This is a genomic window from Rhodoferax sp. (assembly GCF_010365055.1).
GTDB lineage: Bacteria > Pseudomonadota > Gammaproteobacteria > Burkholderiales > Burkholderiaceae_C > Rhodoferax.
Genome location: NZ_JAAFHA010000019.1, coordinates 19,941 through 45,980, shown reverse-complemented (window position 1 = coordinate 45,980; position 26,040 = coordinate 19,941). Strand labels below are relative to the sequence as shown.

At 59.7% G+C, this 26,040-nt stretch carries 21 protein-coding genes and 1 tRNA gene; 13 read left to right on the top strand and 9 right to left on the bottom strand.

Annotated features, from left to right (window positions below):
- Window positions 1-13: 13 nt before the first annotated feature.
- A tRNA-Pro gene (locus GZ093_RS06970) sits at window positions 14-90 on the bottom strand.
- A 54-nt stretch (window positions 91-144) separates the two neighbouring features.
- Here GZ093_RS06970 and aat point away from each other — a divergent pair.
- From aat to GZ093_RS06955, 3 genes are all read left to right on the top strand, one after another.
- Window positions 145-909: a leucyl/phenylalanyl-tRNA--protein transferase gene (aat, locus tag GZ093_RS06965; protein ID WP_296483976.1), complete on the top strand. Its 765-nt coding sequence runs from the start codon at window positions 145-147 to the stop codon at window positions 907-909.
- 7 nt (window positions 910-916) lie between these two features.
- Window positions 917-1,681: an arginyltransferase gene (locus GZ093_RS06960; RefSeq protein ID WP_296483973.1), complete on the top strand. Its 765-nt coding sequence runs from the start codon at window positions 917-919 to the stop codon at window positions 1,679-1,681.
- 79 nt (window positions 1,682-1,760) lie between these two features.
- Entirely contained in the window at window positions 1,761-2,552 is a 792-nt protein-coding gene (locus GZ093_RS06955) for an IclR family transcriptional regulator (RefSeq protein ID WP_296483970.1), read from the top strand.
- Between the two features lie 11 nt (window positions 2,553-2,563).
- Here the strand turns inward: GZ093_RS06955 and pbpG are convergent, their stop codons facing one another.
- Entirely contained in the window at window positions 2,564-3,604 is a 1,041-nt protein-coding gene (pbpG, locus tag GZ093_RS06950; RefSeq protein ID WP_296483967.1) for a D-alanyl-D-alanine endopeptidase, read from the bottom strand.
- A gap of 156 nt (window positions 3,605-3,760) precedes the next feature.
- Window positions 3,761-5,299, bottom strand: coding sequence for a 2-isopropylmalate synthase (locus GZ093_RS06945; RefSeq protein ID WP_296483964.1), 1,539 nt, complete (start codon window positions 5,297-5,299; stop codon window positions 3,761-3,763).
- Window positions 5,300-5,528: 229 nt separating this feature from the next.
- Between GZ093_RS06945 and GZ093_RS06940 the strand changes: the two genes are divergently transcribed.
- The 3 genes from GZ093_RS06940 (at window position 5,529) to GZ093_RS06930 (ending at window position 8,199) form a co-directional block, all read left to right on the top strand.
- Complete coding sequence (locus GZ093_RS06940; protein ID WP_296483993.1) at window positions 5,529-5,933, top strand: ribonucleotide reductase subunit alpha; 405 nt, start codon at window positions 5,529-5,531, stop codon at window positions 5,931-5,933.
- Between the two features lie 231 nt (window positions 5,934-6,164).
- Window positions 6,165-6,479, top strand: coding sequence for a BON domain-containing protein (locus GZ093_RS06935; protein ID WP_296483961.1), 315 nt, complete (start codon window positions 6,165-6,167; stop codon window positions 6,477-6,479).
- 193 nt (window positions 6,480-6,672) lie between these two features.
- Window positions 6,673-8,199: a methyl-accepting chemotaxis protein gene (locus tag GZ093_RS06930; RefSeq protein ID WP_296483958.1), complete on the top strand. Its 1,527-nt coding sequence runs from the start codon at window positions 6,673-6,675 to the stop codon at window positions 8,197-8,199.
- On the opposite strand, the gene GZ093_RS06925 is transcribed toward GZ093_RS06930, so the two are convergent.
- Both GZ093_RS06925 and phaZ read right to left on the bottom strand, forming a co-directional pair.
- Window positions 8,196-8,897: an RnfABCDGE type electron transport complex subunit B gene (locus GZ093_RS06925; RefSeq protein WP_296483955.1), complete on the bottom strand. Its 702-nt coding sequence runs from the start codon at window positions 8,895-8,897 to the stop codon at window positions 8,196-8,198. The genes GZ093_RS06930 and GZ093_RS06925 overlap by 4 nt on opposite strands.
- Window positions 8,897-10,420: a polyhydroxyalkanoate depolymerase gene (phaZ, locus tag GZ093_RS06920; RefSeq protein ID WP_296483952.1), complete on the bottom strand. Its 1,524-nt coding sequence runs from the start codon at window positions 10,418-10,420 to the stop codon at window positions 8,897-8,899. Before phaZ ends, GZ093_RS06925 begins: the two co-directional genes overlap by 1 nt.
- Before the next feature lie 245 nt (window positions 10,421-10,665).
- On the opposite strand from phaZ, the gene ygiD reads away from it, so the two are divergent.
- Window positions 10,666-11,523, top strand: a complete 858-nt coding sequence (gene ygiD, locus GZ093_RS06915) for a 4,5-DOPA dioxygenase extradiol (protein WP_296483947.1) — start codon at window positions 10,666-10,668, stop codon at window positions 11,521-11,523.
- On the opposite strand, the gene GZ093_RS06910 is transcribed toward ygiD, so the two are convergent.
- From GZ093_RS06910 to GZ093_RS06895, 4 genes are read right to left on the bottom strand one after another with little or no spacing between them, the layout of a single operon-like run.
- Window positions 11,524-12,873, bottom strand: coding sequence for a hypothetical protein (locus GZ093_RS06910; protein WP_296483944.1), 1,350 nt, complete (start codon window positions 12,871-12,873; stop codon window positions 11,524-11,526).
- Between the two features lie 41 nt (window positions 12,874-12,914).
- Window positions 12,915-14,477 carry an FGGY-family carbohydrate kinase gene (locus tag GZ093_RS06905; protein ID WP_296483940.1) on the bottom strand — a complete coding sequence of 521 codons (1,563 nt, stop codon included), beginning with the start codon at window positions 14,475-14,477 and terminating at the stop codon, window positions 12,915-12,917.
- A complete protein-coding gene (locus tag GZ093_RS06900; protein ID WP_296483937.1) occupies window positions 14,474-16,072 on the bottom strand; it encodes a glycerol-3-phosphate dehydrogenase/oxidase in 1,599 nt (532 codons plus the stop codon). Before GZ093_RS06900 ends, GZ093_RS06905 begins: the two co-directional genes overlap by 4 nt.
- A complete protein-coding gene (locus GZ093_RS06895) occupies window positions 16,060-17,679 on the bottom strand; it encodes an FAD-binding oxidoreductase (RefSeq protein ID WP_296483934.1) in 1,620 nt (539 codons plus the stop codon). Before GZ093_RS06895 ends, GZ093_RS06900 begins: the two co-directional genes overlap by 13 nt.
- Window positions 17,680-17,895: 216 nt before the next feature.
- Between GZ093_RS06895 and GZ093_RS06890 the strand changes: the two genes are divergently transcribed.
- The 6 genes from GZ093_RS06890 to GZ093_RS06865 all read left to right on the top strand — a co-directional run bounded on the left by GZ093_RS06890 (window position 17,896) and on the right by GZ093_RS06865 (window position 25,851).
- Window positions 17,896-18,147, top strand: a complete 252-nt coding sequence (locus GZ093_RS06890) for a hypothetical protein (protein WP_296483931.1) — start codon at window positions 17,896-17,898, stop codon at window positions 18,145-18,147.
- Window positions 18,092-18,982, top strand: coding sequence for a sulfide/dihydroorotate dehydrogenase-like FAD/NAD-binding protein (locus GZ093_RS06885; protein WP_296483929.1), 891 nt, complete (start codon window positions 18,092-18,094; stop codon window positions 18,980-18,982). Before GZ093_RS06890 ends, GZ093_RS06885 begins: the two co-directional genes overlap by 56 nt.
- 82 nt (window positions 18,983-19,064) lie before the next feature.
- Window positions 19,065-20,624 (top strand): NADPH-dependent glutamate synthase, encoded by a 1,560-nt coding sequence (gene gltA / locus GZ093_RS06880; protein ID WP_296483925.1) that lies wholly within the window; start codon window positions 19,065-19,067, stop codon window positions 20,622-20,624.
- A 19-nt stretch (window positions 20,625-20,643) separates the two neighbouring features.
- Window positions 20,644-22,554: a 2-oxoacid:acceptor oxidoreductase subunit alpha gene (locus GZ093_RS06875; protein WP_296483922.1), complete on the top strand. Its 1,911-nt coding sequence runs from the start codon at window positions 20,644-20,646 to the stop codon at window positions 22,552-22,554.
- A 23-nt stretch (window positions 22,555-22,577) separates the two neighbouring features.
- Window positions 22,578-23,552: a thiamine pyrophosphate-dependent enzyme gene (locus GZ093_RS06870; RefSeq protein WP_296483919.1), complete on the top strand. Its 975-nt coding sequence runs from the start codon at window positions 22,578-22,580 to the stop codon at window positions 23,550-23,552.
- 82 nt (window positions 23,553-23,634) lie between these two features.
- Window positions 23,635-25,851 carry a hypothetical protein gene (locus tag GZ093_RS06865; protein WP_296483916.1) on the top strand — a complete coding sequence of 739 codons (2,217 nt, stop codon included), beginning with the start codon at window positions 23,635-23,637 and terminating at the stop codon, window positions 25,849-25,851.
- Window positions 25,852-26,040 lie beyond the last annotated feature (189 nt).

The following is a 26,040-nucleotide window of genomic DNA, read 5'->3' as shown; positions in this document are numbered from 1 at the left end:
TTGTCTTGATTAATGGTCGGGGCGAAAGGATTCGAACCTTCGACCCTCTGGTCCCAAACCAGATGCGCTACCAGGCTGCGCTACGCCCCGACGAGGTGGCATTGTAGCGGGTTGCCGTATCAAATCCGCGGTTAACATTGAATAATGTCTTCTCAATCGCCACCGTTGCCATGGCTGGATTCCAATCAAGACTTTCCTCCACCGAGTCAGGCTTGGGACGAAGATTCTCCCGCGCCCGGATTGTTGGCCGCAGGCGGTGTGCTGGATGTTGAGACCTTGCGCCGCGCCTACAGCCAGGGCATCTTCCCCTGGTACAGCGAGGGGCAGCCCACGTTGTGGTGGAGCCCGGATCCAAGAATGGTGCTCGATGTCGCCAATTTTCGATTGCACCGTTCCTTCAAGAAAACGATACGGCAGTTCTGCCAGACGCCGGGTTGCGAAATTCGGATTGACTTCGCCTTTGAACAAGTCATTCAAGCCTGCTCCAGCCGTGAGCGCACGGGTCAATCTGGGACCTGGATCGTGCCTGACATGATTGCCGCTTATGACCGATTGCACCGCGCTGGGTTGGCCCACAGCGTGGAAACCTGGGTCAATGGCGAGCTTGCCGGCGGCTTGTACTGCGTGGCGCTGGGCAAAGCCGTGTTTGGGGAATCGATGTTCAGCCGTGTCAGTGATGCCTCCAAGATTGCCTTGGCGGCCTTGGTCGCGTTCTGCCGTCATCATGGCATCGGCCAGATTGATTGCCAGCAAAACACTCCCCACCTGGCTTCGCTGGGTGCGAGTGAAATGGCGCGCGATCTGTTTTTGAAGCGGGTGGCAGCAGGACTCGCCCAAGCCGGGCCCAACTGGAAGTTTGACTGCCAATTCTGGCAACAGTTGCTGGCGCCGACATCAACGTCAACGTGAGGTCCACGTGATGCAACTCCAGGAACGCCCGTTGAACGCGCTGCAGTTCTATGCCACCTCAAGCTACCCCTGCAGCTATCTGCCTGGACGGCAAGCACGCTCGCAAGTGGCGGTGCCAAGCCATCTGGTTGATGAGGTCATTTACAGCGAGTTGGTGCGTCAAGGATTCAGACGTAGCGGCTTGTTTACCTATCGACCCTGCTGTGAAGGCTGCCACGCTTGCATACCGGTTCGGGTGTTGGTTGACAAGTTTGTACCTGACAGAAGTCAACGCCGCGCCTGGTCACGCCATTGCGGCTTGCAGGCGAGGGTGCTCGAACCCTGCCTTGTTCAGGAACACTATGAGCTGTATTTGCGCTATCAAAGCACGCGACATGCCGGCGGGGGCATGGATGAGGACAGCGTCGATCAATACACGCAGTTTCTACTGCGATCCCATGTCAATTCGCAACTGGTTGAATTCCGGGAGACGCTGGCCAATGGCACGCCGGGTTGCCTGAAGATGGTCTCAATTCTGGATGTGCTCGAAGATGGCTTGTCAGCGGTTTACACCTTCTACGATCCCCAGATCCGTGACAGTTTGGGCACCTACGGCGTTCTCTGGCAAATCGCCGAAGCCAGAAAATTGGGGCTCGCGTATGTCTACTTGGGATTCTGGATCAAGGACAGTCGAAAAATGAATTACAAGACGAGGTTCAGTCCGCTGGAGTATCTGGTGTCAGGGGTCTGGGGTACAGATATTCCAGGCCCGCCCGCATTGCCATTGTCCTGAGTCAAAGTCCTGTGCAAAAGGGTTTACCCTTGCCGTCTATTTCACAAGATAAAATGGGCGCAGTCATTCAGGAGCAACCATGCGAATTATCGAGTCCGGCATCCCGAGCACCCCAACCGTTCAAGTGATTGAGCGCATGTTTGCCTTGATGGATGTTTTGGCGTCAAGAAAGGAATCAATTTCGCTCAAGGAGATCAGTGAGAAGACTGGTCTGCACCCCTCTACCACCCACCGCTTGTTAAATGACTTGGCCACCGGTCGTTTTGTCGATCGTGCGCAACCTGGCAGCTACCGGCTGGGCATGCGCCTGCTGGAACTGGGAAATCTGGTCAAGAACCGACTTAATGTGCGTGACGCGGCGCTGCTGCCGATGCGCAAGTTGCATAAAATGATTCAGCAGCCGGTCAATTTAAGTATGCGCCAGGGCGACGAGATTATTTACATTGAACGAGCGTACAGTGAGCGCTCGGGCATGCAGGTGGTGCGAGCTATTGGCGGGCGGGCTCCGCTGCATCTGACATCGGTCGGAAAATTGTTTCTGGCCACGGATGATCCACAACGGGTCCGGGCTTACGCCACACGAACAGGCTTGAGCGGTCATACGAAAAACAGCCTGACCGACCTGTCAGCGTTGGAGAAGGAACTCTCGAAAGTGCGTCGGTACGGCTATGCCCATGACAACGAAGAACTTGAGCTTGGCGTGCGTTGCATGGCCGCTGGCATTTACGATGATCAAGGCACGCTGGTGGCTGGCTTGTCAATTTCTTCACCCGCGGATCGTCTGGAAGATGAATGGTTGCCCAAGCTCCAGGCAACCGCCCAGGAAATCTCAGCCAGTATGGGTTTTAAGACTGAAGGCAAAAGCGCTTAACGCTTGAGTTCTTACTGAAAAGCAGCTATCTCATCAACAGCGGCGCTAGCCAAAGGAACCGATGCCGACCGGATGGCAGGCTTGGACTCGACCCATCGGCGAACCCGCTCGGCGTCGCCGATGCGGGTTAGCTTGCCCGCCGAGTCGAGGAACACCATGATGAGCTTGCGGCCGGCGATTTTTGTTTGCATCACGAGGCATCGACCGGCTTCGGAAATGTAGCCGGTCTTTTGCAGGCCGATGTCCCAAGATGGATTCTTGACCAGCCGGTTTGTGTTGTTGTACTGCAGCGTTCGGTTGCCGACAGCCACTTGGTAATCCGGCGAGGTGGTCAATTCTCGCAAGATTGGATCGCCATGCGCCACGTTGACCAGTTTGGCGAGATCGCGGGCACTGGACTGGTTCTTGCTGGAGAGTCCGGTCGGTTCAACATAGTGCGTGTCGCTCATGCCAATTGATTTTGCCTTGGCGTTCATCAATCTCACAAAAACTGGCAAGCCCCCTGGATAACTGCGAGCCAGCGCATGTGCTGCGCGGTTCTCACTGGACATCAAGGCCAGATGCAGGAGTTCGCCGCGGCTCAATGTGGTTCCCACTCCAAGACGCGACGAACTGCCCTTCTCGGTGTCCACGTCGTCTTGAGAAATGGTGATCATCTGGTCGGGGGACAGGTGGGCCTCCCGCAGGACCAGTCCGGTCATGAGCTTGGTGAGGGATGCAATCGGTAGGACCGCCTGTTCATTTTTGCTGAACAAGACCTCATTGGTATCCTGGTCGATCACCAGAGCCACGCTGGATTTCAAGTCAAGAGTGTCAGGTGTTCCTTGCAAACCCGCCATCTGCCCAAACGATAGCCTCAAAGGCTCAATGCGGGTGCGACTGGCCGTCTTGTGCGTGCCGACCACAAAGGTCCTGCTAACTTTTCGTTTGGCAATGATGGTGCTCTTGGAGGACTTTGTAAACTGACGCTTCTTCTGAGCGGCCTCAGCTTGCGGCACTGAAACCGCAAGCACAAAAATTGCCAGACCAAAGAAAGATAGTAGTTTGCGCACAATGTCTCCAAATGGAATCTGCCAAAAATGGGCCTTGCACCAATTTCAAGACCTATTTCTCAAAGACGCCAGTTTAATCAGAAAAGTCGCGCAATATCAAATACTTGCGGGACTTTCTTAAACAATTACCAGCAAAGCAAGCAATTTCTTCTGTCGCTATCCTTGCGCAGCGACCCGATCGGCCTTGCTCTGCAATTTGCTAAGCGCGCTCAAATAGGCTTTAGCCGACGCAACAATGATGTCGGGGTCAGCGCCGACGCCGTTCACGACACGCCCACTGCGCTGCAAACGCACCGTCACCTCGCCTTGGCTTTCGGTCGAACCGCTGATGGCGTTGACCGAATAGAGCACCATCTCGGCACCACTCTGGACCTTTGCCTCAATGGCTTTCAGCGATGCATCCACCGGACCATCCCCGTCCGACGAACTTTTCACTTCCTTGCCATCGGCGGTGAAGACAATACTGGCTTGGGGGCGTTCCCCGGTTTCACTGTGTTGCGACAGGGAAACAAAACCATATTGCTCGTTCTCGCGAGCCACACTTTCACTGCCGACAAGTGCCAGGATGTCTTCATCAAAAATCTCGCTCTTGCGATCCGCCAACTCCTTGAACCGGGCGAATGCGGCGTTAATCTCAGACTCGCTTTCCATCTGCGCGCCCAATTCCTGCAAGCGTTGCTTGAAGGCATTGCGACCGCTCACTTTACTCAGGACAATCTTGTTGGCGCTCCAACCCACATCTTCTGCGCGCATGATTTCGTAAGTGTCCCGCGCTTTGAGAACGCCGTCCTGGTGGATGCCGGCCGCGTGCGCAAACGCGTTGGCACCGACAATGGCTTTGTTGGGCTGTACGACAAAGCCGGTGATCTGGCTCACCATGCGACTGGCCGCCAAAATATGTTGAGTCTCGATACCGACGTCCAGGCCGAAGTAGTCACGTCGTGTCTTGACCGCCATCACGACCTCTTCCAGGCTGCAGTTGCCGGCGCGCTCACCCAGGCCGTTCATCGTGCACTCAACCTGACGCGCACCTCCGATTTTCACGCCCGCCAGTGAATTGGCGACCGCCATGCCCAGATCGTTGTGGCAATGGACCGACCAGATGGCCTTGTCTGAATTGGGCACGCGCTCGCGCAAGGTCTTGATGAAAGTGCCATAAAGCTCAGGAATGGCGTAACCGACGGTGTCGGGCACATTGATGGTGGTAGCACCCTCGTTGATCGCCGCCTCAATGACCCGACATAGAAAGTCCACATCGCTACGGTAGGCGTCTTCGGGGCTGAACTCCACGTCAGCCACCAGGTTGCGTGCAAAACGTACTGCCAACCGAGCTTGCTCAAACACCTGATCCGGTGTCATGCGCAGTTTTTTCTCCATGTGCAGCGGGGAGGTGGCAATAAAAGTATGGATGCGGCCACGGTTGGCGCCTTTGAGCGCCTCAGCGGCGCGCGAAATATCACGGTCATTGGCGCGCGACAGTGAGCAAATGGTGGAGTCTTTGATGGCCTTGGCAATGCCTTGTATGGCCTCGAAATCGCCGTTGGAACTCGCTGCGAAGCCGGCTTCAATGACATCGACTTTCAGGCGTTCCAACTGGCGCGCGATGCGAAGCTTCTCGTCTTTGTTCATGGATGCGCCGGGCGACTGTTCGCCGTCACGCAACGTGGTGTCAAAAATAATCAATTGGTCGGTCATCTGGTTTCTCCTATGTTCAACAATATCCGCAGTCAAAAAATATCGGGGTGAAAAAAAAGCCCGTTGCGGCAGCATACGGGCTTTTGGTTTGGGTGCGTGCGTACGCTACCGTCTCCGCCCGTCAGGCAGTAGTAGCAGCGCTAGCAACATTTTTTTCATGGGGTCAATGTACCACAAATGCAAATTTGACCTGACACTTGAGACCTCTGAAATCAAGAAAGTCCCAGCCATGAATATTTCCAGTTTTGATGATTTGCTAGAAGCGGCACGCCAGCAAGCCGAACCACAACGCTTGCTCTTTGTGTTTGCCGGCGCTGATTTGCCGGCTGATGCAAGCTCGTCCCAGCGGGAGCGGTTCCTGGCCGGGCAGGGCGGCGCGTTGGTGCCCATCATGTATGTGGACAAGGCGCCCGATGAGCTGCATGGCTTTAAGGAACTGGTTGAGGAATCAGGTCAGTTTGGGAGAGATTGGCAGATCGTCTTTGCCGCTGCGATGTCCGGCACTGGCGGATTGGCGCCGACCAGCGCGGCGGTTGAAATAGCGTTACAAGGCATGGTCGAGGCGATCAAAGCTGGCAGCTTGGGAACGCTGATTCCCTTCGACCGAAAGGGAGAGCCCGTGATGCTTGGCTAGCAGCCATTCCGTGGGAGGCCACTTGCATTGTTGGTGGCAGGCTGCTTGCCCGCACTGCCAGCTTGAATTTGCGGCCAGCCGAGAATTCAGGGCACCCCAATATGGCTTTGCTGACGCCATCGGCCGGTCTTGTCCTACAGGTAGAGGCGGCTGATTCTGATGATCCGGCACCGCGAGCCGCTCTATAGTTCACCCATCCCATCACATATCAACTTTAACTGGAGATTAACTATGATTATTCGCACTACACTCGCCGCCGCCATTGCCGCTGTTGTTCTACTGACTGCGCCCGGCTGTGCTGTTCAACGCGGCCAGGAGACTGTCGGCTCTTACGTTGACGATGCTGGCATCACTACACTCGTCAAGGCGCGCTTTGTTGAAAGCAAGCTGGTTAGCGCAGCGTCGATCAGCGTTGAAACCCTGAATGGCACGGTCATGCTGTCAGGTTTCGCCAAGAGCCTCACGGAGAAGAGCGCTGCAGAGAATATCGCGCGCGGTGTCAAGAACGTGAAATCGGTCAAGAACGAGATCGCTATTCGCCCTTGAGCTTTTTTCCAGCGCTCAGACACGCAATTTGGTGAGACCAGCGGTGTGAATCGCTGGTAGGCCACTGGCCCCGCATTCGTTAGCGAATGGCGGGGCGTTTTGTTTTTTTAGGGGGTAAGCTTTGCGTCATACTATTGCGATCAAATGAGTGCGAGTGCCAAAGAGCACTGATAACTATGAGAGAGACAGATTTATGATTTTCGCAAGCCTGCTGGCTCCTGGCGTGCTGCTGATGCGCCGCGTGCGCATCGTTACCAAGTTATCGTTGCTGGCAGTCGTTCTGATGACGCCGCCGATTTTGATGTTGGTGCAGTATTTTCTGACTGAGTCTGAAGGCTATGGTGCTGCTTGGATCGCTTGGTTGAGTGCTGCGTGCTTGATCGTGTCCGTGTACGGTGTGCTGGCCATTTACCGCAGCTTCGCTCTGGATTTGGCGCAGGTGACGCAAGCCATGACGCAGATGTTGCAGGGCGACTTGCGCTTGAATTTGGTTCCTCGCGGTCGCGATGAACTCGCTGAACTGGCATCGGCAGTCAGCAAAATGGGTTCAACCGTGTCGGCGATGGTCGCCAACGTGCGCAGCAACTCGGCATTCGTTGCGTATTCGGGCAAAAGTCTGGCGACCGGCAACCGACAGTTGGCCGATCGGACCGAGCAACAAGCCGCCAATCTGGAGCAGACAGCAGCCAGTGTCGAGCAGCTGTCATCCACTGTGCAAGAGAACGCCCACACAGCCGCTCAGGCCAACGCGCAAGCCGCCGGTGTGCGCGATGTCGCCGATCAGGGAGCCAGTACCATGACCGCAGCCATTGCATCTGTGGAAGCGATCCAGAGCAGTGCCAAACGCATGGATGAAATTGTCAGCGTGATTGACGGGCTGGCGTTTCAGACCAATATTCTCGCGCTCAATGCGGCCGTCGAGGCAGCTCGCGCCGGGGAGTCGGGTCGTGGTTTTGCGGTAGTTGCCAGTGAGGTCCGGTTGCTGGCGCAGCGTTCGGCTGAATCGGCGAAAGAAATTCGGCAACTCATCGGCGCCTCATCGGCGCAGGTGGCTGCCAGCGTGCAGAGCATCCGGGCAGCCGGTGGCAACATCACTCAGATCGTGACAGGCATTCGTGATGTGGCCGTCAACATGGGACAGATATCAACGTCGAGCGCCGAGCAGAGTGCCGGCCTGACCGAGATCACATCAGCAGTGCGTCAACTTGATGAGATCACGCAGCGCAATGCCCAAATGGTGGAGCAGGCGGTGTCGCAAGCCACTGATCTGGAGCACCGCGCCTCAACGCTGGTGGATGCAGTGGCGCTGTTCAAGCTGCAACAGGGTTCTGCTGAAGAGGCGGTTGAACTGGTGAGGCGGGCGGTTGAGCAACGCCGGCGCAGCGCCTCCCTTGATGCTTTTTTGCGTGCTTTGACTGACCCCGCGCAAGGGTTTCATGATCGCGACATGTATGTTTTTGTGCTTGATGACGACGGCACCTATCGCTCTTTTGGCGGTAACCCGGCCAAAGTGGGGACGCGGGTGCAGGACATTCCCGGCATCGACGGCCAGGGGCTGCTCGATGACATCATTGCGCAAGCCCGGCGCGAACCTGGCTGGGTTGAATACGACATCAACAACCCCACCACCGGACGTGTGCAAACCAAAATGTCTTTTGTCCAGCTCGTGGATGATTTGTACGTTGGCTGCGGCGTCTACCGAAACCTGGTAGTGAGCTAACCGGGCCGCACGGGCTCTGGGGCTTGGGCCGACACAGCGCCTGCAGCGGCATTGCGTTTCACCCGGGCACGGGCCAAGGCCGCCTCAATCACCGCGCTTTTTTGTTCCTGCATGGCGACGTTTGTGTGCACGGAAGGGTGGTTCGAAGCCGCTATTGTTCGGGGTACTTCTTCTTCAAGCCTTTTGACGCTCTGGCCCTTTTCCTGACTGCGTCTATAGCTATTAAATTCATAGCGACGTTGAGACAAATCCGCCTGTTGTCGTGACCAGGAAGCCCAGCCGGTGGCCGTCTTTGTCGTGTTCTCAAGTTTGATGCAATCCACCGGGCATACCGGCAGGCACAACTCACAACCGGTGCAGTACGCCTCGATCACGGTGTGCATCAGCTTGTTGCTGCCAAAAATAGCGTCCGTGGGACAGGCGGCGAGGCACAACGTGCAACCGATGCACCAGTCTTCGTCGATGAACGCAACGCTGCGCGGCGTTTCGGCGCCATGGGCCGGATTCAGCGCTTGAACCGCTTGGCCGGTGATGCTCGCCAGCCACGCAATGCCCTGCGCGCCGCCGGGCGGGCATTGGTTGATGCCCGCCGTGCCTGTTGCAACCGCCTGCGCATAGGCTGCGCAGTCTGGATAGCCGCAGCGGGTGCACTGCGTTTGCGGCAAAACCGCCAGTATCCGGGCGGCCAGCGCGTTCATCACTTCTTGCGAAGTGGCTTCGTAGCTGCGTTTTTGGTAGCTACTGGCTTAAGCTTGACGGGGGCTAGCACTGGTTTTTTCCAAGATTTTGGCGGGGATTCCAGTTTGATCGTCGGTGCCAGGTGAGCGGCAGTGTCAGCGGCTTGCGCAACGGCTTGCGCCACAGCTGTCGAAACTGATTGCTCAACCGCTTGTGCTTCTGCAACTACTTTGGGGATGGGTGCAGCCTGCGCTAGCGGTGCGGCGGCAGCTTTGGCAACGGGTTGGTGACTGCGGATGAACGATTTAACCGCTGGGTACACCACCTCGCGCCAGCGCCGACCGCTGAAGATGCCAAAGTGACCGGCGCCCTTGACCTCCAGGTGTTTTTGCTCCGACTTGGGAACACCGCTGCAGATGCTGTGCACGGCCTCGGTCTGGCCCGAGCCGGAGATATCGTCAAGCTCACCTTCGACCGAGAACAGGGCTGTGGTGGTAATGTCTTGCGGGCGGACACGTTCAATTTTTCCGTCCACGCCCTTGATATCCCAGGTGCCCTTGAGCAGGCAGAACTCCTGAAACACGACCCGGATCGTTTCCAGGTAGTAGTGGGCATCCATGTCCAACACGGCGTTGTACTCGTCGTAGAACTTGCGGTGCGCTTCGGTGCTCGCGTCGTCGCCCTTGATCAGGTCCTTGAAGTAGTCGTAATGGCTCTTGGCATGGTTGCTCGGATTCATGGCGACAAAGCCGGTGTGCTGCAAGAAACCGGGATAGACCCGCCGACCAGCACCGGCAAAGTTGGTGGGAACGCGGTAAATCACGTTGTTCTCAAACCATTCAAAACTCTTGTTCATCGCCAGGTTGTTCACTGCCGTGGGCGATTTGCGCGCATCAATGGGGCCGCCCATCATGGTCATGCTCAGGGGCGTCACCTCGCCGCGACTGGCCATCAGCGAGACAGCAGCGAGCACCGGCACCGTGGGCTGGCACACGCTCACCACATGGCAATTGCCGTAAATGCCTTGCAGATGGCGGATGAACTCCTGCACATAGTTCACATAATCATCCAGATGAAATTCACCGTCTGACAGGGGAATCAGGCGCGCATTCTTCCAATCGGTGATGTAGACCTTGTGGTCTTTGAGCATGGTCTTGACGGTGTCGCGCAAGAGCGTTGCATAGTGACCCGACAGCGGCGCCACGATCAGCACTGCGGGCTGCCCTTTGAGCTTTCCGAGTGTGGTCTGGTCATCGGTGAAGCGCTTGAACCGGCGCAGTTCACAAAAAGGTTTGTCGAGTTCGACACGCTCATGAATGGCGACTTCGACCCCGTCAACATCGACGGTGCGCAGACCGAATTCCGGTTTTTCGTAATCCTTGCCCAAGCGATGCATCAAGTCGTAGCCGGCAGAAAGACGCTGCGCAAACGGGTTTTGCCCCAACATCGACAGCGGATTACCGTAGACCTTGGAGGCAGAGTGCGCCAAGTCTGAGAAAGGCTCCATCAAGGAGCGTTGGGTTTCGTAGATTTTGTACAGCACGATGAATTCACTTTCTGGAAATGTTGCAGTGCAATATAACATTTTTGGCCGACTTTGCGGAAGACTGAAAGCACCAATTTCCCGGCCATTCGTCAGGCTTTTGCAAGGCTTGGATAAGTCAATATCTCTGTTTGATGGCGTCTTTATAAAGGAAAATCATCAGCCCTGCACACGTCGGAAGTTCTGGAGCGTTGCGGGTTGGGGCGCTGTCGGACTGTGTAATCGTGATTTTTTTTGGAGATTTGATGACCAACCACTCAGATGCTAATGCCCTCGGCTCCATCCAAGCGTTGAAACAAACAGCCAGAATGCCGGTCATTTTTCTGGGCCATGGCAGTCCCATGAACGCGATAGAGGACAACGAATACCGCCGAAGCTGGCAGTTGCTAGGCGAAAAGTTTGGCGTTCAGTGGCCTAAACCAAAGCTGATCCTGTGTGTCTCTGCCCATTGGCTCACAAACGGCTGGTGGCTGACCGCCATGGCTCAGCCAAAAACCATTCACGACTTTGGCGGTTTCCCGCCAGCGCTTTTCGATCAGCAATACCTGGCCCCAGGTTTTCCGCTGGCCGCGCAGGAAATCAGCCGCAGCCTGCGCCAGGCAAACAGTGGTAAGCCCGTGTCGCTGGATATGCAGGACTGGGGGCTTGACCACGGTGCGTGGTCCGTGCTCAAGCCGATGTTCCCGCAAGCGGATATTCCGGTGATTCAACTCAGCATGGACTACAGCCGCCCTCCCACTGAACACTACGCGCTGGGCCAACAACTGAAGGGTTTGCGCGAACGCGGCGTGCTGATTGTTGGCAGCGGCAACATCGTGCACAACCTGCGCACCCTGCAGATGGGAGCGGCGCCGGATCAGGCTTACGACTGGGCGCTCGAGTTTGACCAGACCGTGGCCGGCTATCTGCAGAGCGGCAATCTGACGGCGTTGCAGGATTTTCAGTCGCTCGGCGCGGTCGCAAAACAGGCGCATCCGACCCATGAGCACTTCTTGCCCTTGCTGTACGCCGCCGGGGCGGTCGATGCCAGCGAGGAACCGCAGTTTTTCAATACCAGCTATCAAGCCGCGTCGATCTCGATGCGTTCGGTGATCTGGGCTTAATCACGGCGCTGCGCCGGCTTTCAGCACGCCGCGCACCAGGTTGCGGCTGTGGGCGCCAAAATTGCCCATCAACTCGGTGGTGACGCTGTCCAACCTGGCTCGTTTGGCTGCATCTTGCCGGCTCAGTTCAGCCAGCAGATTGATGCCCGACTCTTTCACGCCGAAATCGAAGGACGGGTCCGAGACATAGCCAGGTGGCAGGGTGTCCACCAGAATGTCGGTCAGCCTGCTGCCAAGGGCATGAGACTGGCGACTGACGACATCGCGCGCATACATGTCGGACCAAGCCGGGTAGCTGGCGTCTTTGTTGCTGGTGCGCAGGGCCTGCTCAAGGGGGCTCTCCTGCCGGGCCAGCGCGGCGTTATAGATCAATTGATTCTGGTACTTTTCCAGCGCCAGATGGCGATTGGACAGCAGCACAATCATCTCGTCCTTCATTCTGGGCAGCCCGGCCATGGCCAGCAGGTTGATGCCGATCAGCTTGGCCGATGAATTGCCGGGCGACAGGCTGGCGTGATAAGGCTGCGTGAGATCCTGCACATAGTGCAGCGCCAGCCCGGTGAAACGCCAACCCCAATAAGGATGTCCGGTGCGGAACGCCAGCCCGGCCAGGCTGCTGTACTGGTGGATGCGAAGCAGGGGAAAGGTTTTCTTGAGGAAGGGCGCCGCCAGGTAGATGACACGGTCTTCCTGGTAGAAGCCCATATGAAAGGGCGCCTGCGTGGAGAAGTACAGCGCGGGGTTGCCAAACGGCAAGGTCCCAAAGCCATACACTTTGCCCCAGTCCGACGGACTGTCGGCCCACAGGTTGATGTCCAGACCGTAGTCCGGTTCATCGGTGGCGGAGGCCAGCACGGCCAGCGGCGCAACTTGAGTGCCCGTCTTGAGGCCCACAAAGCGGTAGCTTGAGTTGGGTTGTTCGGGCAGCGTGTCGACGCCAGAGTGGGGCAGCCGCATGGCAGTGTCCGGGTGGGTGTCCCAAGGATCGGGTTGCACGTACAGGGCCATTTTGCTGTCTGGCGCGACCCGCAGCGCCATCAAGAAAGCCAGTCGCCGGGCCGCGTCGGATCGCGTGGAGTCGGCCTTGAAAGCCAGTGCTGCCGGGCGCGGCGGGTAGACCGCCAGTTGGCCCTGGGCCCAGGCTTCCTGGCTGGCCAGCAGGTTTTCAATGGATTTTTCTTGCGCTTTCAGGAAGGCTTCCAGCGGCTCGACCGTCACCGGCGCGGCATTGACCACCTCAGGCATTTTTTCAAAAACACGGTAGGCCGCATAGCTGTGGTTGCTCCAAGCCAGGGCTTGAGCTGCGGCCAGTCCAAGCGCGGCGACCAAGGCCACGGCGAATCGTCTCATCTGAGCATCTCCTGAAAAGTTGAGCCATCGTAACAAGCGGCTCAGTCCGGTGCCGGATAGCCCGTGATTTCCCGAATGTCCCGGTACAGGGGTTGCAGTCGCTGGTACATGCGGCAATAGACGCGACGGTAGAGCTGGTCGTAGGTGCGGGCGTGGGCGGGCTCGGGCTGGAACACCTGCCCGATGCGGGTCATCTCGCGCACAGCGGTGGCAAAGTCGGGGTGCAGTTCCAAGGCGACGGCGGCCAGCATGGCTGCGCCCAGGCCACTGGTCTCGTACAAATGCGGCCGCTCGCACGGTAAATTGAAGATATTGGCGGTGATCTGCATCGCCGCGTCGCTTTGCGAGCCGCCACCGGAGACCCTGACCTTGCTGATGCGCGTGCCGCCGCGCCTTTCGATGCGCTCCTTGGCTTCGCGCAGCGCGTAGGCCAGGCCTTCGAGGATGGCGCGGTACAGGTGGGCCCGCTTGTGGACATCGCCAAAACCGATGATCGCGCCTTTGGCCTCGGGACCGGGCACCTTGATGCCCGGGTTCCAGAACGGTTGCAGCATCAGGCCCTGGGCGCCGGGCGGGACGTTGCTCACCAATTCATCAAAAAGACTCTCCGGTGTTACACCTCTCTGCAGGGCAATCTGCTGCTCGTGCAAACCGAATTGCTCCTTGAACCAACTCACCATCCAGAAACCCCGCGTGATTTGAATTTCGGTGTTGTAGTGGCCCGGCACCGCCGCCTGGTACGGGGGGATGAAGGGGGTGGCCTCCAGGTAGCGCGGCGTCGTGGTGTTGATGGTGGCGGTGGTGCCATAGGACAGGCAGGCGATCTCGGGCGTGAGGCAACCGGCGCCAATGACCTCGCAGGCCTTGTCGGCGGCACCGGCGATCACAGTCAAGCCCTCTGGAATGCCGGTGCTCAGCGCGACTTGGGCGCTGACGTGGCCAATGATGGTTCCCGCCGGGACCAGTTCGGGCAGCATCGATGGCTTGATTGGCATGGCCTGCCATTTCCAGTCGCGTGGGGCGGCCCAACAGCCTTTCTTGTAGTCAAACGGGATGTAACCTACCTGCGACGCGATGGAGTCGACAAAACGGCCGGTAAAACGGTAATTGAGGTAACCCGACAACAGCAGGTACTTGTCGGTTTTCGCCCAGAGCTCGGGCTGGTTCTGTGCGATCCAGTTGGCCTCGGCTTCCCGCTGGAAGTGGTGCACGGTGTCACGCATGCCAATGGCGCGAAAGGCAACTTCCCACCACCACTTGAGCTTGGGCGTGCTGTCGGCGCGACGCTGGTCCAGCCAAATGATGGCCGGGCGCAAGGGCTGGCCCTGCCTGTCCAAGGCGATGGTGGTGGCGCGCTGGGTCGTGATGACTACACCCGCAATCGCACTCTTGGGCACGCTGGTGTGGGCCCACAGCTGCTGGCAGGCCTGGCATAGCGACTGCCAGAAGGCCTCGGGGTCGTTTTCCTTCCAGCCCGGTTCGGGTGACTGGTAGCTGTCAATGTTGACCTGCGCCTTGTCCACCAAATTTCCCTGCAGATCAAACAGCAAGGCACGCACGCTCTGGGTGCCGTTGTCGATAGCCAGCAGGTAGGTTTTGTTCATGGGCTTGTCGCCTCTGGTTTGACGGTGGGCAGTTGGTAGTGCGCGGCAATGAGCGCCTGGTAGCGTGCAATCTCGACGACCCAGCCCGCGTCGCCCCAATCTAAATGCGGTTCGCACATCTTGCGGATACGCGCCAGATGATCCAGCCCGCCACGCGGCAACAGAATGCCCAGGCGCGCGCGGCGCAACAGAAGATCGTCCAAGTGCACGACCGCTTCATCGCTGGCCGCGATCGCCAGTTCCAGCCACAGGGTGTTGGTGCCAGGAAGGGTCTGCAGGTCGGCCTCAGCCGCGTGCTGGCTCAGTTCCCCCGACCGATAGCCATAACGCGCCGCCAGCCGGTGTCGCACAGCGGCGCTCCAGCGCGGGTTCAGGTCGGCCACTGGCGTGAACAGGACGGCGTCATCGCGCGCAAACGGTCGGCCCACGCGCGGTGCCGCCAACGCCAGCGCGTCTTGCGCCATCAGTCGGAAGGTGGTCAGTTTGCCCCCGGTCAGCGTGATCAGTCCCGATTCATCCAGCACCACATGGTCCCGCGCCGCCTGAGAGGCCGTGCCGCTGCCGTCGTCCACCACAGGGCGCACACCGGCGTAACAGGCACTGACATCACAGGGCTTGAGCGCGGCGGCGGGGAACTGGTCGTTCACTGCCTCGATCAGGTAGTCCACTTCCTGCTGCGTGATGGATGGCTCGACATCGATGTCCGCGCGATGATCCAGATCGGTGGTGCCGATCAGCGTGGCCCCCTCCCAGGGGTAGAGGAAAACCGGTCGACCGTCTTTGGGGTGCATCAGGCTGATGGACTGCGCCACGGGCAGACGCCAGAACGGCACCACCAGATGGCTACCGCGCAGCGGGCGCAGCATGGGATCGCCACCGACCGCACGGCGCAGCCGGTCGGCCCAGGCGCCGGTGGCGTTGACCACGGCTTTGGCGCGCACCTGGGTTTGCTGCCCGCTGAGCACGTCCAGCAAGGTGACGCCCGACACCCGGCCCGCATCCAGCTGCAACCCTTGTGCTGCGACGTAGTTCAGCGTGACCGCGCCGTCGCGCTGCGCCTCCATCAGAACCCGCCAGACCAGTCGCGCATCGTCGGTCTTGGCATCCTGAAACACCAGGGAGCCGCGCATTTTGGGGGGTGCCAGGCCTGGCGCCAGCGTCTGCGTGGTCGCCAGGTCAGCCCAGCAGTGGCTGCGCTGACCAGCCATCAGGTCGTACACCATCAAACCGATTTGAAACAGCCAGCGACCCGGTTTGCGCCCGACGCAATCGGCAAACAGAAAGCTCTGCGGCTCGATCAACTCTGGCGCCTCGCACCTCAAACGCTCGCGCTCGCGCACCGAGTGCAAGGTGGTCTTGAGATCGCCTTCCTTCAGGTAGCGCAGGCCGCCATGCACCAGCTTGGAAGAACGGCTGGACGTGCCCCAGGCAAAGTCGCGCTGCTCGATCAGCAGCACGCGCCAGCCGCGGCGCGCCGCTTGCTGCGCCACCCCGGCGCCGCTGATGCCGCCGCCAATCACGACAAGGTCCCAGGTCTGCGCGTCAAGCTGCGCCATCGCTTGGGCGCGCCGGGCGTTGGGGTTCAACTCGCCCATGGCCCACCGTCCTGCAGCAGCTTGCCGGGGTTCATGATCTTGTTCGGATCAAAGTGGTGACACAACCCGGCCAGCGTCGCCATGCCCAGCGGTCCTTTCTCGTCGGCCAGATGGGCGGCGTGGTCACGCCCGACACCGTGCTGATGGCTCACCGTGCCGCCGTGCACGGCGATTGTGGTGGCCACCGCGGCTTTGAGCTTTTGCCAACGCTCAAAATTGGGCGCAAAGCCGCCCGCTGCCGTGGCCCAGACAAACTGCGAATAGATCGCGCTGCCCTGCGGGTACAAGTGCGACAAGTGGGTGAACGCATGCACCTGCTCGCCATATTGCGTAAACACATCGCGTGCGGTCTGCTCCATCGCCAGCATCAGTGGTTTGACCTGCGGCCAGTCGACGGCGGTCTCGATCGTGTCGGCCGAGTAACCCAGGGCCCACAGCGCATTGCGAAGGTACGGGCCTTTAAAGCGGTTGGCCAGCCACTTGCTGCCCATGGCGCGCCCGATGTAGACGCCGCCATGACGCGCCAGCAGGCGCCGCGCCTCGCGCAGGGCGTGGTGCGCGGTGCGCGCGTCGGCCGTTACGCCCAGCATCAGCATGCACTTGCCTTCCGCACAGCCGCGCCAGGACAAATAGCGCTGCAGCCAGCCGATCAGGCGCGCGTGGCCTGCGAGCGTCAGGTTGGTTTCGGTCTCGATGCCGTTGGACAGGCGCAGCATGCTTAACGGCAGTTTGCGCTGCACCAGCTCGCGCACGGCGGCTTCGGCTGAATCCCAATCGGGCAAGAACAGGGCATGAAAGCTCTCATGCTCGGGCAAACGCGAAACCCGCAGTATGGCCTCGGTCAGAATGCCAAAGCGGCCCTCCGAGCCCAGCACCAACTCGCGCAAGTCAGGCCCGGCGGCAGAGGCCGGCAGCGTTGGTATCGTCAAGTTGCCCACCGGAGCCTCGAGCCGGCCACCGGCAAACAATTGCTCGATTCGGCCATAGCGCAGCGACTGCTGCCCGCTGGAGCGCGTCACCACCCATCCGCCCACCGTGGAGTACTCAAACGACTGCGGAAAATGCCCGAGCGTGTAGCCCTGCGCGCGCAGCTGCGATTCCACCAGCGGCCCCGGCGTGCCGGCGCCAAAGGTGGCCAACTGGCTTGTTTTGTCCAGGTGCAGCAGCCGGTTCATACGGCTGAGATTGATCGACAGGATCGGCCGGTCGCTGATGGGGCAGTCCAGGTGCCCGGCCACACTGGTGCCACCGGCAAACGGAATCACGATCCAGTTGGACGCGTTGGCCAGGTCAAGCAACTCGCGCACTTGGCTTGAGGATTCCGGGAAAGCCACACCATCAGGCACCGGGGGCAGGGCGCCAAAGCGTTTTCGGATCCAGTCGGCAAAGCTCTCGCCCATCGCCATGCCAAAGCGACTGGCGGCGTCAGTTTGAATCAGCGGGTGGGCGCCGTTCAGGCGGGAGGCCGGGACTTGCGCCAGCATGTCTTCACGCGTGGCATCAACGCCGGGCCGACCAGGCCCCAGGCGCGCGTTCAACATGACGCGAGCGGCCTCGTTCAGCTGCATTGAAGTCGCATGGTCGCCCCAGCCATTCCATCGTCGCATGCCTTGCTCCTTGTTGCTCCGGTATCCCGCCGACTGTAGAGCAAGGCTGCACCGTTGCCACTTCGCGATGCCGCCAATCAATTGTTTTATCGCGCCAGCTCAAAAACTTGTCTTACCGGGAGGTCTTTATGTTTTATGGCTCCAGCCCTTATGGAATAAGCACAAATAGCTATATATTTGATAGTAGATTGAGCTTGTTCGGCTGCGGTACTTGCTATGGGCAACGAGGACTGCAAGCAGCAGGAAGGGCGCCAGCCTGCTTTCTTCCAGTCTGTCCTGGGTTTTGATATTAATCAAAACATCCCCTCGCCACCGGAGGAAACTTTCATCATCCCGTCAGTGGTGAAGAAGACGGCAGATCGGCGGATGCCAGGCATTGCCGCAATAACCCACCAGCGCAAACTGGCCGAATATGAAAGCGACCGCAATGTCCAACTTCGAGATCGTGGCCCGAGAGGATTTCTCTAACGTCACTTACCTGCTTGAGGTGCGCCATCCCTTGATGGCCAAGGCCGCCAAGCCAGGCCAATTTGTCATTGTCATGCTGCACGAGAACGGTGAGCGCATTCCGCTGACCATCGCGGACTTCGACCGCAAGCAGGGCACCATCACGCTGGTGATCCAAGCGGTTGGCAAGACAACCAGGCAAATGCAACAGGAATGCCAGGTCGGCGCTTCGCTTTTCGCGATGGTGGGCCCGATGGGCACACCCAGTCCGATCAGTCACGCCAAAAAGGTGTTGTGCGTGGGCGGTGGCTTGGGCGTGGCCCCGATCTTTCCCCAGGCGCGTGCCTTCAAGGAAAGCGGCGCGTACGTGATCGCCGTCCTCGGGTTTCGGAACAAGGATCTTGTATTCTGGGAGGACAAGTTTCGGGCCAGCTGCGACGAGCTCATCCTGTGCACGAATGACGGCTCGGCAGGGATGAAGGGAATGATCACCGACGGCATCAAGGTCGCGCTGGCGCAACACCCAGACATCGAAGAGGTCGTTGCGATCGGCCCGCCGGTGATGATGAAGGCATGCGCAGATGCCACGCGGCCCTACAAGATCAAAACCATGGTGAGCGTCAACCCGATCATGGTTGATGGTACCGGGATGTGCGGTGGCTGCAGGGTGAAGGTTGGCGATCAGGTGAAGTTTGCCTGTGTTGACGGACCGGACTTTGACGGTCATCTGGTTGATTTCGACGACCTGATGCTGCGCTTGCAGCGCTACACGAAAGACGAGAAGGCGGCCCACGAACGCTGGTCCGACAGCTGCCGTATGACGACGCAAGGGGGCTCCAGCACGTTGGCGGGCTAGATCGGCTCGACGGTCAAGAGCGCAGCATGGCGCCGCCGCTTGGACTCGCCAAGCGTCCGGCTAGTTGCTTGAGGAACAAGAGATGGCAAAGAAAAAGACGATACGAACGATTCCACAGGAACGCACGCCGATGCGCGAACAGGCCGCGCAGGTGCGGGCCAAGAATTTCGAGGAGGTTGCCTGCGGCTACAGCCTTGAAGATGCGCTGCGTGAGTCAGAGCGTTGCCTCATGTGCCCGGACGAGCCATGCATTAGCGGCTGTCCGGTGGGAATCAATATCCCTGGCTTCATCCAGAAGATTGGCGAACGCAATTTTCGCGGTGCCTACGACATTCTCACCAACACCAATCTCTTGCCGTCCATCTGCGGCCGGGTGTGTCCGCAGGAGAACCAATGCGAAGGCGTGTGCACCGTCGGCGACTCCCTTGAAGCGGTCGCGATCGGGCGCCTGGAGCGGTTTGTCGGCGACACCGCCATCAAGGAAGGCTGGGTCAACATTCCCTATATCGAGCCAAACCGGTTCCGCGTCGGGATCGTCGGCTCGGGACCGGCCGGCATGGCCTGCGCGGCGGATATGGCCAAGGCCGGCTGCGACGTCACTGTCTATGAAGCCTTCCATCAGGCGGGCGGGGTGCTGAAATACGGCATCCCCGATTTCCGCCTCCCGAATACCGTGATCGACGCCGAGATCAACAATCTGAAAAAATTTGGCGTGAAGTTCGAATGCAACACCCTGGTGGGCCGCTTGTTCACCATCGAACAGATGATCGACGAGATGGGTTTCCACGCGGTATTCGTCGGCGTTGGCGCCGGCTATCCGACGATGCTCAATATTCCCGGGGATTCGCTCAACGGCGTGCTCTCGGCCAATGAGCTGTTGACGCGCTGCAACCTGATGCGCGCGAGGGACTTTCCAGCCTTTGACACGCCGCTGCCGATTGGCAAGCGCGTCGCCGTGGTTGGCGCTGGCAACACGGCGATGGACGCGATGCGCGTGTCCATTCGGCTCGGCGCCGAGAAGGTGTACTGCATTTACCGCCGATCGCGCACCGAGGCGCCGGCGCGAGCCGAAGAAGTCCATCACGCCGAGCAGGAAGGGGTCGAGTACCACTGGCTCACCGCGCCGGTGTCGGTTCTGGACGACGGCAAGGGAAGCGTGCGCGGCATGCGCTGCGTGCGCATGGAGCTGGGCGAGCCCGACGATTCGGGTCGGCGTCGGCCGGTGCCGGTCGCCGGCAGCGAGTTTGATTTCGAGGCCGATCTGATCGTGTATGCCATCGGCACCAACGCCAATCCGATCATGGGCCAGACGTCCAAGCTCAAGCTGAACAAATGGGGCTATATCGGTGCCGACGAAAACCTCGCCACTTCAATGGCGGGGGTGTTCGCCGGCGGTGACATCGTCACCGGCGCGGCGACCGTGATCGAAGCCATGGGCGCCGGCCGCAAGGCCGCGCGCAACATGAAGGCCTATCTCGGAATCCGCGACTGTGCGCTGCCCTATACCGGCGGGGACGGGGCTGGTGCTGGTGCTGGTGCTGCCACTCTGTTTGGGATTGATACGAAGGAACGTAATTTCGCACGCGTGCGCGTTTCTAAATTACCCCTTGCTGACACAGCGATTGGCGGCGCAAACGTCTAACAGCGGCTACGGAAAGACCATGAACGAACTCACCATGCACCAGTTGACAGAGAAGCCCGGCAACAAAACGGGATCGCCGGCCCGCAAGAAATCGGCGCTCAAGTTGAAAGAGCACATCATCGAAATCATCAGCGATTCTGGAGAAGGCGCGCAGAAGTGCGGCCAATCCCTGGGTGCGATTGCTGCGCAGATGGGCAATGGCATCTGGACCACTGAAATCATTCCCGCCGAAATTCGCCCGCCAGCGCGCAGCGTCGCAGGGGCCAGCGGCAATCGGATCCGCATCGGCTCCGGATACATCACTAACGGCGGCGACGAGACCGACCTGGTGGTGGCGTTCAATGAGCAAGTACTGCTCGGAAGGGTGCGGGCGAAGGAACTCAAACCGGGCTGCACCATCCTGCTGGAAAGCATCTGGCGCACGCATGCCGATCCGAAAATCGTGGCGTCCTATGTCGAGACCTACGACCGACTTGTGGCTGCGGGCTACCATGTGTACGAAATTCCGATGGAGCAGGAATGTCGCACCATCGTCGCGGATGCCAAGCGGGGCAAGAACATGTTCGCGCTGGGCATGCTGTGCCGCATCTACAGCCTGGAGCTGAAGCTGGCGGTGGATCAAATCGTGCTGGCTTTCGGCAAGAAAGATCAGAGCGTGGTCGATGCGAACATCAAGCTGCTTGAAGCGGGTCACAAATGGGCACAGGCCAATCTGGACTTTTGCTACAGCATTCCAGCGGTGCGCGCGACCGAGCCGCAGATCGTGGTCAACGGAAACACGGCGCTGGCCTTGGGCGTGCTTGCATCGGGGATGGAAATCTGCGCCATGTACCCGATCACGCCCGCCACATCGGCCTCGCACTATCTGTCAGAAGTATTCGAGAATGTCGGCGGCATGGTGCATCAGGCGGAAGACGAGATCGCGGCCTGCGCGTTCGCCATCGGTGCGTCTTACGCCAGCAAATGCACGATCACCATCACCTCCGGTCCCGGCTATTCCCTGAAGCAGGAGGCGATCGGGCTCGCGGTCATGGGGGAGATTCCTCTGGTGGTGGTGAACGTGCAGCGCGGCGGCCCCAGCACCGGCCAGCCGACCAAAATGGAGCAGGGCGATCTCATGGCCGCGATTTTCGGCAGCCACGGTGACGCACCGAAGGTGGTCATGGCGCCGGGCACGATTGAGGAGTGCTTCTATTCGATCATCACGGCGCGCAAGATCGCCGAAACTTTCAACATGGTCGTGGTGGTCCTGTCCGATGCCGGCCTTGCCACGTCGCAACAACCGTTCGCGCGCCCGCAGTTCAGTGAAGCCTGGCTGGCGCCGCCGGTTGACCAGAGCCCGGTTCCGGCCGGAGCCAGGCCCTACGATTGGGACGACACCACTGGCCTCGCCCGCCGCTTCATTCCGGGCCAGCCCGGCGGCATGCATACCTTGACCGGACTAGCGCACGACCGCGACAGCCACGTCGCCTACGATGCCGAAATCAACGAGCAAACCCTGCGCTTTCGCAGCCTGAAGCTTGCGGCTCTGCAAAGGACGCTCAAGGCGCCGCCGGTGTTCGGCGATCCACAGGGCGATCTGCTGGTCATCGGCTGGGGCAGCACCAAGGGCGCCATTGAGGAAGCGGTCGACGCAATGCGCGTCGAGGGGCGCAAGGTGTCTTCCATGCACCTGCAATTTCTGCAGCCCCTGCCGCCAGGGATCAAGGAAATCATGCAGGGGTTCAAGAAGGTCATGACCATCGAGAGCAACTGGAGCGACCGCCCGCACGACCAGATCATCGACGAAACCAATCGCCGCTATTCGTCGGTGGCGATCCTGTTGCGCTCGCGCTACCTCGTCGACGTGGACTGCTGGAGCGAGGTCAAGGGCCAGCCGATCAAGCCCGGCACCATCCGCCGCGTGCTGCTGGAACAGCTAAATAAGTAAAAGCTAAGAAAGGTGAAATGGCCATGAACATGATGTCCAGCGCGGAGTGCCTCCTGCAAATGTGCGACGAGCATTTCGAACTCGAAGACTATCAGAGCGGCGTGCCGCGCTGGTGCACGGGCTGCGGCGACAACGCCATTCTTGCGGCGGTACAGCGGCTATGCCGGGACGAAGGCTTGCTGCCGGAGAAGACCGTGTTCGTGTCGGGAATAGGCTGCTCGAGCCGCTTTCCCCATTACATGAAGACCTACGGTTTCCACGGCATTCATGGACGTGCGCTGCCGGTCGCCGAAGGCGTGAAGATGGCAAGGCCCGACCTGACCGTGTTCGTCAACACGGGCGACGGTGATTGCTGCAGCATTGGCGCCGCCCACTGGATTCACGCCATCCGCTACAACATGAACATCACCGTGTTCCTGCACGACAACCAGATTTATGGTTTGACCAAGAAACAAGCCTCGCCGACCTCACCCATCGGGACCAAGAGCAATACGACGCCACGCGGCAGTTACCTGGAAGCTTTGAATCCCTTGACGGTGACGCTCGGCGTTCAAAACGTCTCCTTCGTGGCGCAGGCGGTCGATTGGATCCCGGAGATCCTGTTCGACATTGTCAAGGCGGCCTACCACCACAAGGGGCTGTCGTTCGTTCGCATCGTGCAGCGCTGTCCGGAATGGTTGCCGGCGTCGCTCGACCCGTGGATGCAAGACCCCAACAGAGTGCAGTTGCTCAACCACGAGGACGGCCTGCAGACCAGTGCCGGCATGTCACGGATCTACAAGAATCAATTGCAGCATGACCCGTCGAACATCGACCGGGCACGCGAAATCGCCTCCGGCCACGATTCCATTCCCGTCGGCATCCTGTATCGCAACCCGAATATTCCCTGTTACGAAAACCTGCGGCTTTCGGACAAGCTGCGCACGCCCGATCTGACGCGGGCAGGACTCAATGCCGAGTTGGACAAGTACACGGTCTGGCCGGAGGGAGCGCAATAGAAGGCCGGATGAAGCGCAGGTGCGCCACGGGGACCGTTTTCGAAAACAATGAATACCACCAGCAAGGCAGGTAAATAAAGACATGGAAGCAGATACTCAAGCACACGTTGCGTTTTTCTTGACCGGCAGACGGCCGAGCGAGCACCTGGACGCGGTCGATGGACTGGGCCTGCGCCCGGCCCTTTTTGCCAGCTATCGGGATCTCACCCAGCTTCGCTATGATTTTCCGCTGGTGCTGGTCGACGGTCGTGCCGATGGCCTGTTCGCGCAGTCGCTATCGGGCATCATCGACAGCGCCCTGGCAAGCGTCGCGCAAGGCAGCGATGGCGAGCGCATCAGAAAGCATGTGCTGCGGCTGGAGCAGGCCATTCGCGAGCTTGCCACTGGCGGGGCCAGCGGGTCGCTTTTCGCGCTGTGGGACAAGGCCTCAAGCCAGTTCACAAAGGGTGTGGACCAGTCGTTCGAAGACAGCTTGCGACGCACCCGCGCCGCGATCAAGGTCAATGGTGCGGTGGTTGACTGCGACACCGCGCTACCCGCCCGCCTGCTGCAGCATGCGTGGGCCGCAGTGCAACAGCAAAAAGCCGAGGGATTTCGCAAGGAGCTTGACCGGCTGGTGCTGAAGCTATCTGACATCCTCAAAGCCGACTATGAACGCTCCGCCGCGGGGCGCAGCGCCCAGCACCTGCAAGCAGCGGTAGGGACCGGCTTTGGTGACGCTTTCGACTTCGACGCGATGTCGCGCATGCTCTCCAAAGCCCTGCCGACGGACGTGTTTCCCGAGAGTCGGCGCAAGCGCATAGGCGGGCTGCTCGATGCATTGAGCGCGCAGCAGTTCATTTCGTCTCCCGCTGCGTCGGCGACCAAGACGGATGCCGCCAAACCCTACCCCTTCCTCTTCGATAGTTGCGCCGACGCGCTGGCCGCATTCCGCGAGCGCAGCCCGAAGCAGATCGCACTCGCCAAAGCGATCGCCATCGCCGGGCTCGAGATTGACGGTCAGTACAGCGAATCCAGGCACGACGCCTTGTTCGAGCAGTTCGGCGCCAACGGACTCGACCCGCAGGACTTGGCGCAGTTTCCCGACTATCTGGTCTGCGTCAACGCCGAAAAAATGCAGGCGGTCGAGCACGCCCATCTGATGGAGATCCTTGCCTCGGGCTTGCCGATCAAGGTCTTGCTCCAGATCGACGACATCCTCGAAGAGTCGCCGAATGGGGAAAGCAAACTGACCTCCGGCATGCGCAGCAGGCAGATCGCCAACATGGCCATCGGGCTCAATGAGGTGTATGTGCTGCAGTCGAGCAGCTCCAACCTGTTCCGATTCCGCGAGCGCTTGCTGCGCGGGTTGACCTATCGTGGCTCCGCCCTGTTCAGCGTGTTTTCTGGCGCGAGCGCAAAGTCTTCCGGCCTGCCGCCCTATCTGATGTCGGCCGCAGCGATGGAGTCGCGCGCCTTCCCGGCCTTCACCTACGACCCATCCGCAGGCCCAAACTGGGCCTCGCGTTTCTACCTCGGGGCCAATTCGCAGGTTGATCTCGACTGGCCGATTCAGGCCTTTACCTACGAGGACGAACAGCACCAGCGGGTATCGCAAGACATGGCCTTCACGCTGGTCGATTTCGTGGCCAGCGATCACCGCTATGCCAGACACCTCGCGCGCGTTCCGCGGGAGAAGTGGAATGGCAGCATGATCCCGGTGGACGAGTCTCTGACGCGCGAGCGCAAGGGTCTGCCGGACAAGGTACCCAGCCTGCTGATGGTCGACGCCGACAACGTGTTGCAGAAAGTGATCGTCGACGAGCGGCTCATCAGGGAAGCGCGCCGTTGCCGCGAAATGTGGCACAGCCTGCAGGAACTCGGCGGAATTCACAATTCACACGCGGAAAAACTTCTCGCGCGCGAGAAGAAGACCTGGGAAGAGCGCCTGCAGCACGAGACTGAGGCGCGCGAGGCAACCGTGCCTGGTGCGGGCGTGTCGGCCGCGCCGTCGGCGTCCCCTGCGCCCGCTGCGACGAGCGCACCGGTGGAGCAAGAACCGGAAAGATCGCCTGACGAAGCCTATATCGAGACGCCACGCTGTTCGACCTGCAACGAGTGCACCACGCTCAACAACAAGCTGTTTTCCTACGACGCCAACAAGCAGGCCTACATCGCGGACATCCAGGCCGGAAGCTACGCGCAATTGGTGGAGGCGGCAGAGAGTTGCCAAGTGTCGATCATTCACCCGGGCAAACCGCGCAACTTACAGGAACCAGGTCTGGACGAATTGCTAAAACGTGCCGCGGCGTTCCAGTAGTACCGGGCCGCCCAGGCGTTCGATCAGAAGGTCTGTGCGTGAGGCGTGAGGCCCGACCAACTCACGCCAGGCTCAGCGTGAAATCCTTCAGAAATCCGGACGACCAGGAATGCGAAAGCCGGCTTGATTTCCGGCTGCACGCGCCGACAGCTTAGGGCGAGGCCATTTCATGCTCCTTTCGAACCATGA

What these genes read in the sequence shown, in the direction of transcription:
- aat (WP_296483976.1), top strand. Translation starts at nt 145, where the DNA reads ATGTCTTCTCAATCGCCACCGTTGCCATGGCTGGATTCCAATCAAGAC.
- GZ093_RS06955 (WP_296483970.1), top strand. Translation starts at nt 1,761, where the DNA reads ATGCGAATTATCGAGTCCGGCATCCCGAGCACCCCAACCGTTCAAGTG.
- GZ093_RS06945 (WP_296483964.1), bottom strand. Translation starts at nt 5,299, where the DNA reads ATGACCGACCAATTGATTATTTTTGACACCACGTTGCGTGACGGCGAA.
- GZ093_RS06940 (WP_296483993.1), top strand. Translation starts at nt 5,529, where the DNA reads ATGAATATTTCCAGTTTTGATGATTTGCTAGAAGCGGCACGCCAGCAA.
- GZ093_RS06935 (WP_296483961.1), top strand. Translation starts at nt 6,165, where the DNA reads ATGATTATTCGCACTACACTCGCCGCCGCCATTGCCGCTGTTGTTCTA.
- GZ093_RS06930 (WP_296483958.1), top strand. Translation starts at nt 6,673, where the DNA reads ATGATTTTCGCAAGCCTGCTGGCTCCTGGCGTGCTGCTGATGCGCCGC.
- GZ093_RS06925 (WP_296483955.1), bottom strand. Translation starts at nt 8,897, where the DNA reads ATGAACGCGCTGGCCGCCCGGATACTGGCGGTTTTGCCGCAAACGCAG.
- ygiD (WP_296483947.1), top strand. Translation starts at nt 10,666, where the DNA reads ATGACCAACCACTCAGATGCTAATGCCCTCGGCTCCATCCAAGCGTTG.
- GZ093_RS06910 (WP_296483944.1), bottom strand. Translation starts at nt 12,873, where the DNA reads ATGAGACGATTCGCCGTGGCCTTGGTCGCCGCGCTTGGACTGGCCGCA.
- GZ093_RS06905 (WP_296483940.1), bottom strand. Translation starts at nt 14,477, where the DNA reads ATGAACAAAACCTACCTGCTGGCTATCGACAACGGCACCCAGAGCGTG.
- GZ093_RS06900 (WP_296483937.1), bottom strand. Translation starts at nt 16,072, where the DNA reads ATGGGCGAGTTGAACCCCAACGCCCGGCGCGCCCAAGCGATGGCGCAG.
- GZ093_RS06895 (WP_296483934.1), bottom strand. Translation starts at nt 17,679, where the DNA reads ATGCGACGATGGAATGGCTGGGGCGACCATGCGACTTCAATGCAGCTG.
- GZ093_RS06890 (WP_296483931.1), top strand. Translation starts at nt 17,896, where the DNA reads ATGGGCAACGAGGACTGCAAGCAGCAGGAAGGGCGCCAGCCTGCTTTC.
- GZ093_RS06885 (WP_296483929.1), top strand. Translation starts at nt 18,092, where the DNA reads ATGAAAGCGACCGCAATGTCCAACTTCGAGATCGTGGCCCGAGAGGAT.
- gltA (WP_296483925.1), top strand. Translation starts at nt 19,065, where the DNA reads ATGGCAAAGAAAAAGACGATACGAACGATTCCACAGGAACGCACGCCG.
- GZ093_RS06875 (WP_296483922.1), top strand. Translation starts at nt 20,644, where the DNA reads ATGAACGAACTCACCATGCACCAGTTGACAGAGAAGCCCGGCAACAAA.
- GZ093_RS06870 (WP_296483919.1), top strand. Translation starts at nt 22,578, where the DNA reads ATGAACATGATGTCCAGCGCGGAGTGCCTCCTGCAAATGTGCGACGAG.
- GZ093_RS06865 (WP_296483916.1), top strand. Translation starts at nt 23,635, where the DNA reads ATGGAAGCAGATACTCAAGCACACGTTGCGTTTTTCTTGACCGGCAGA.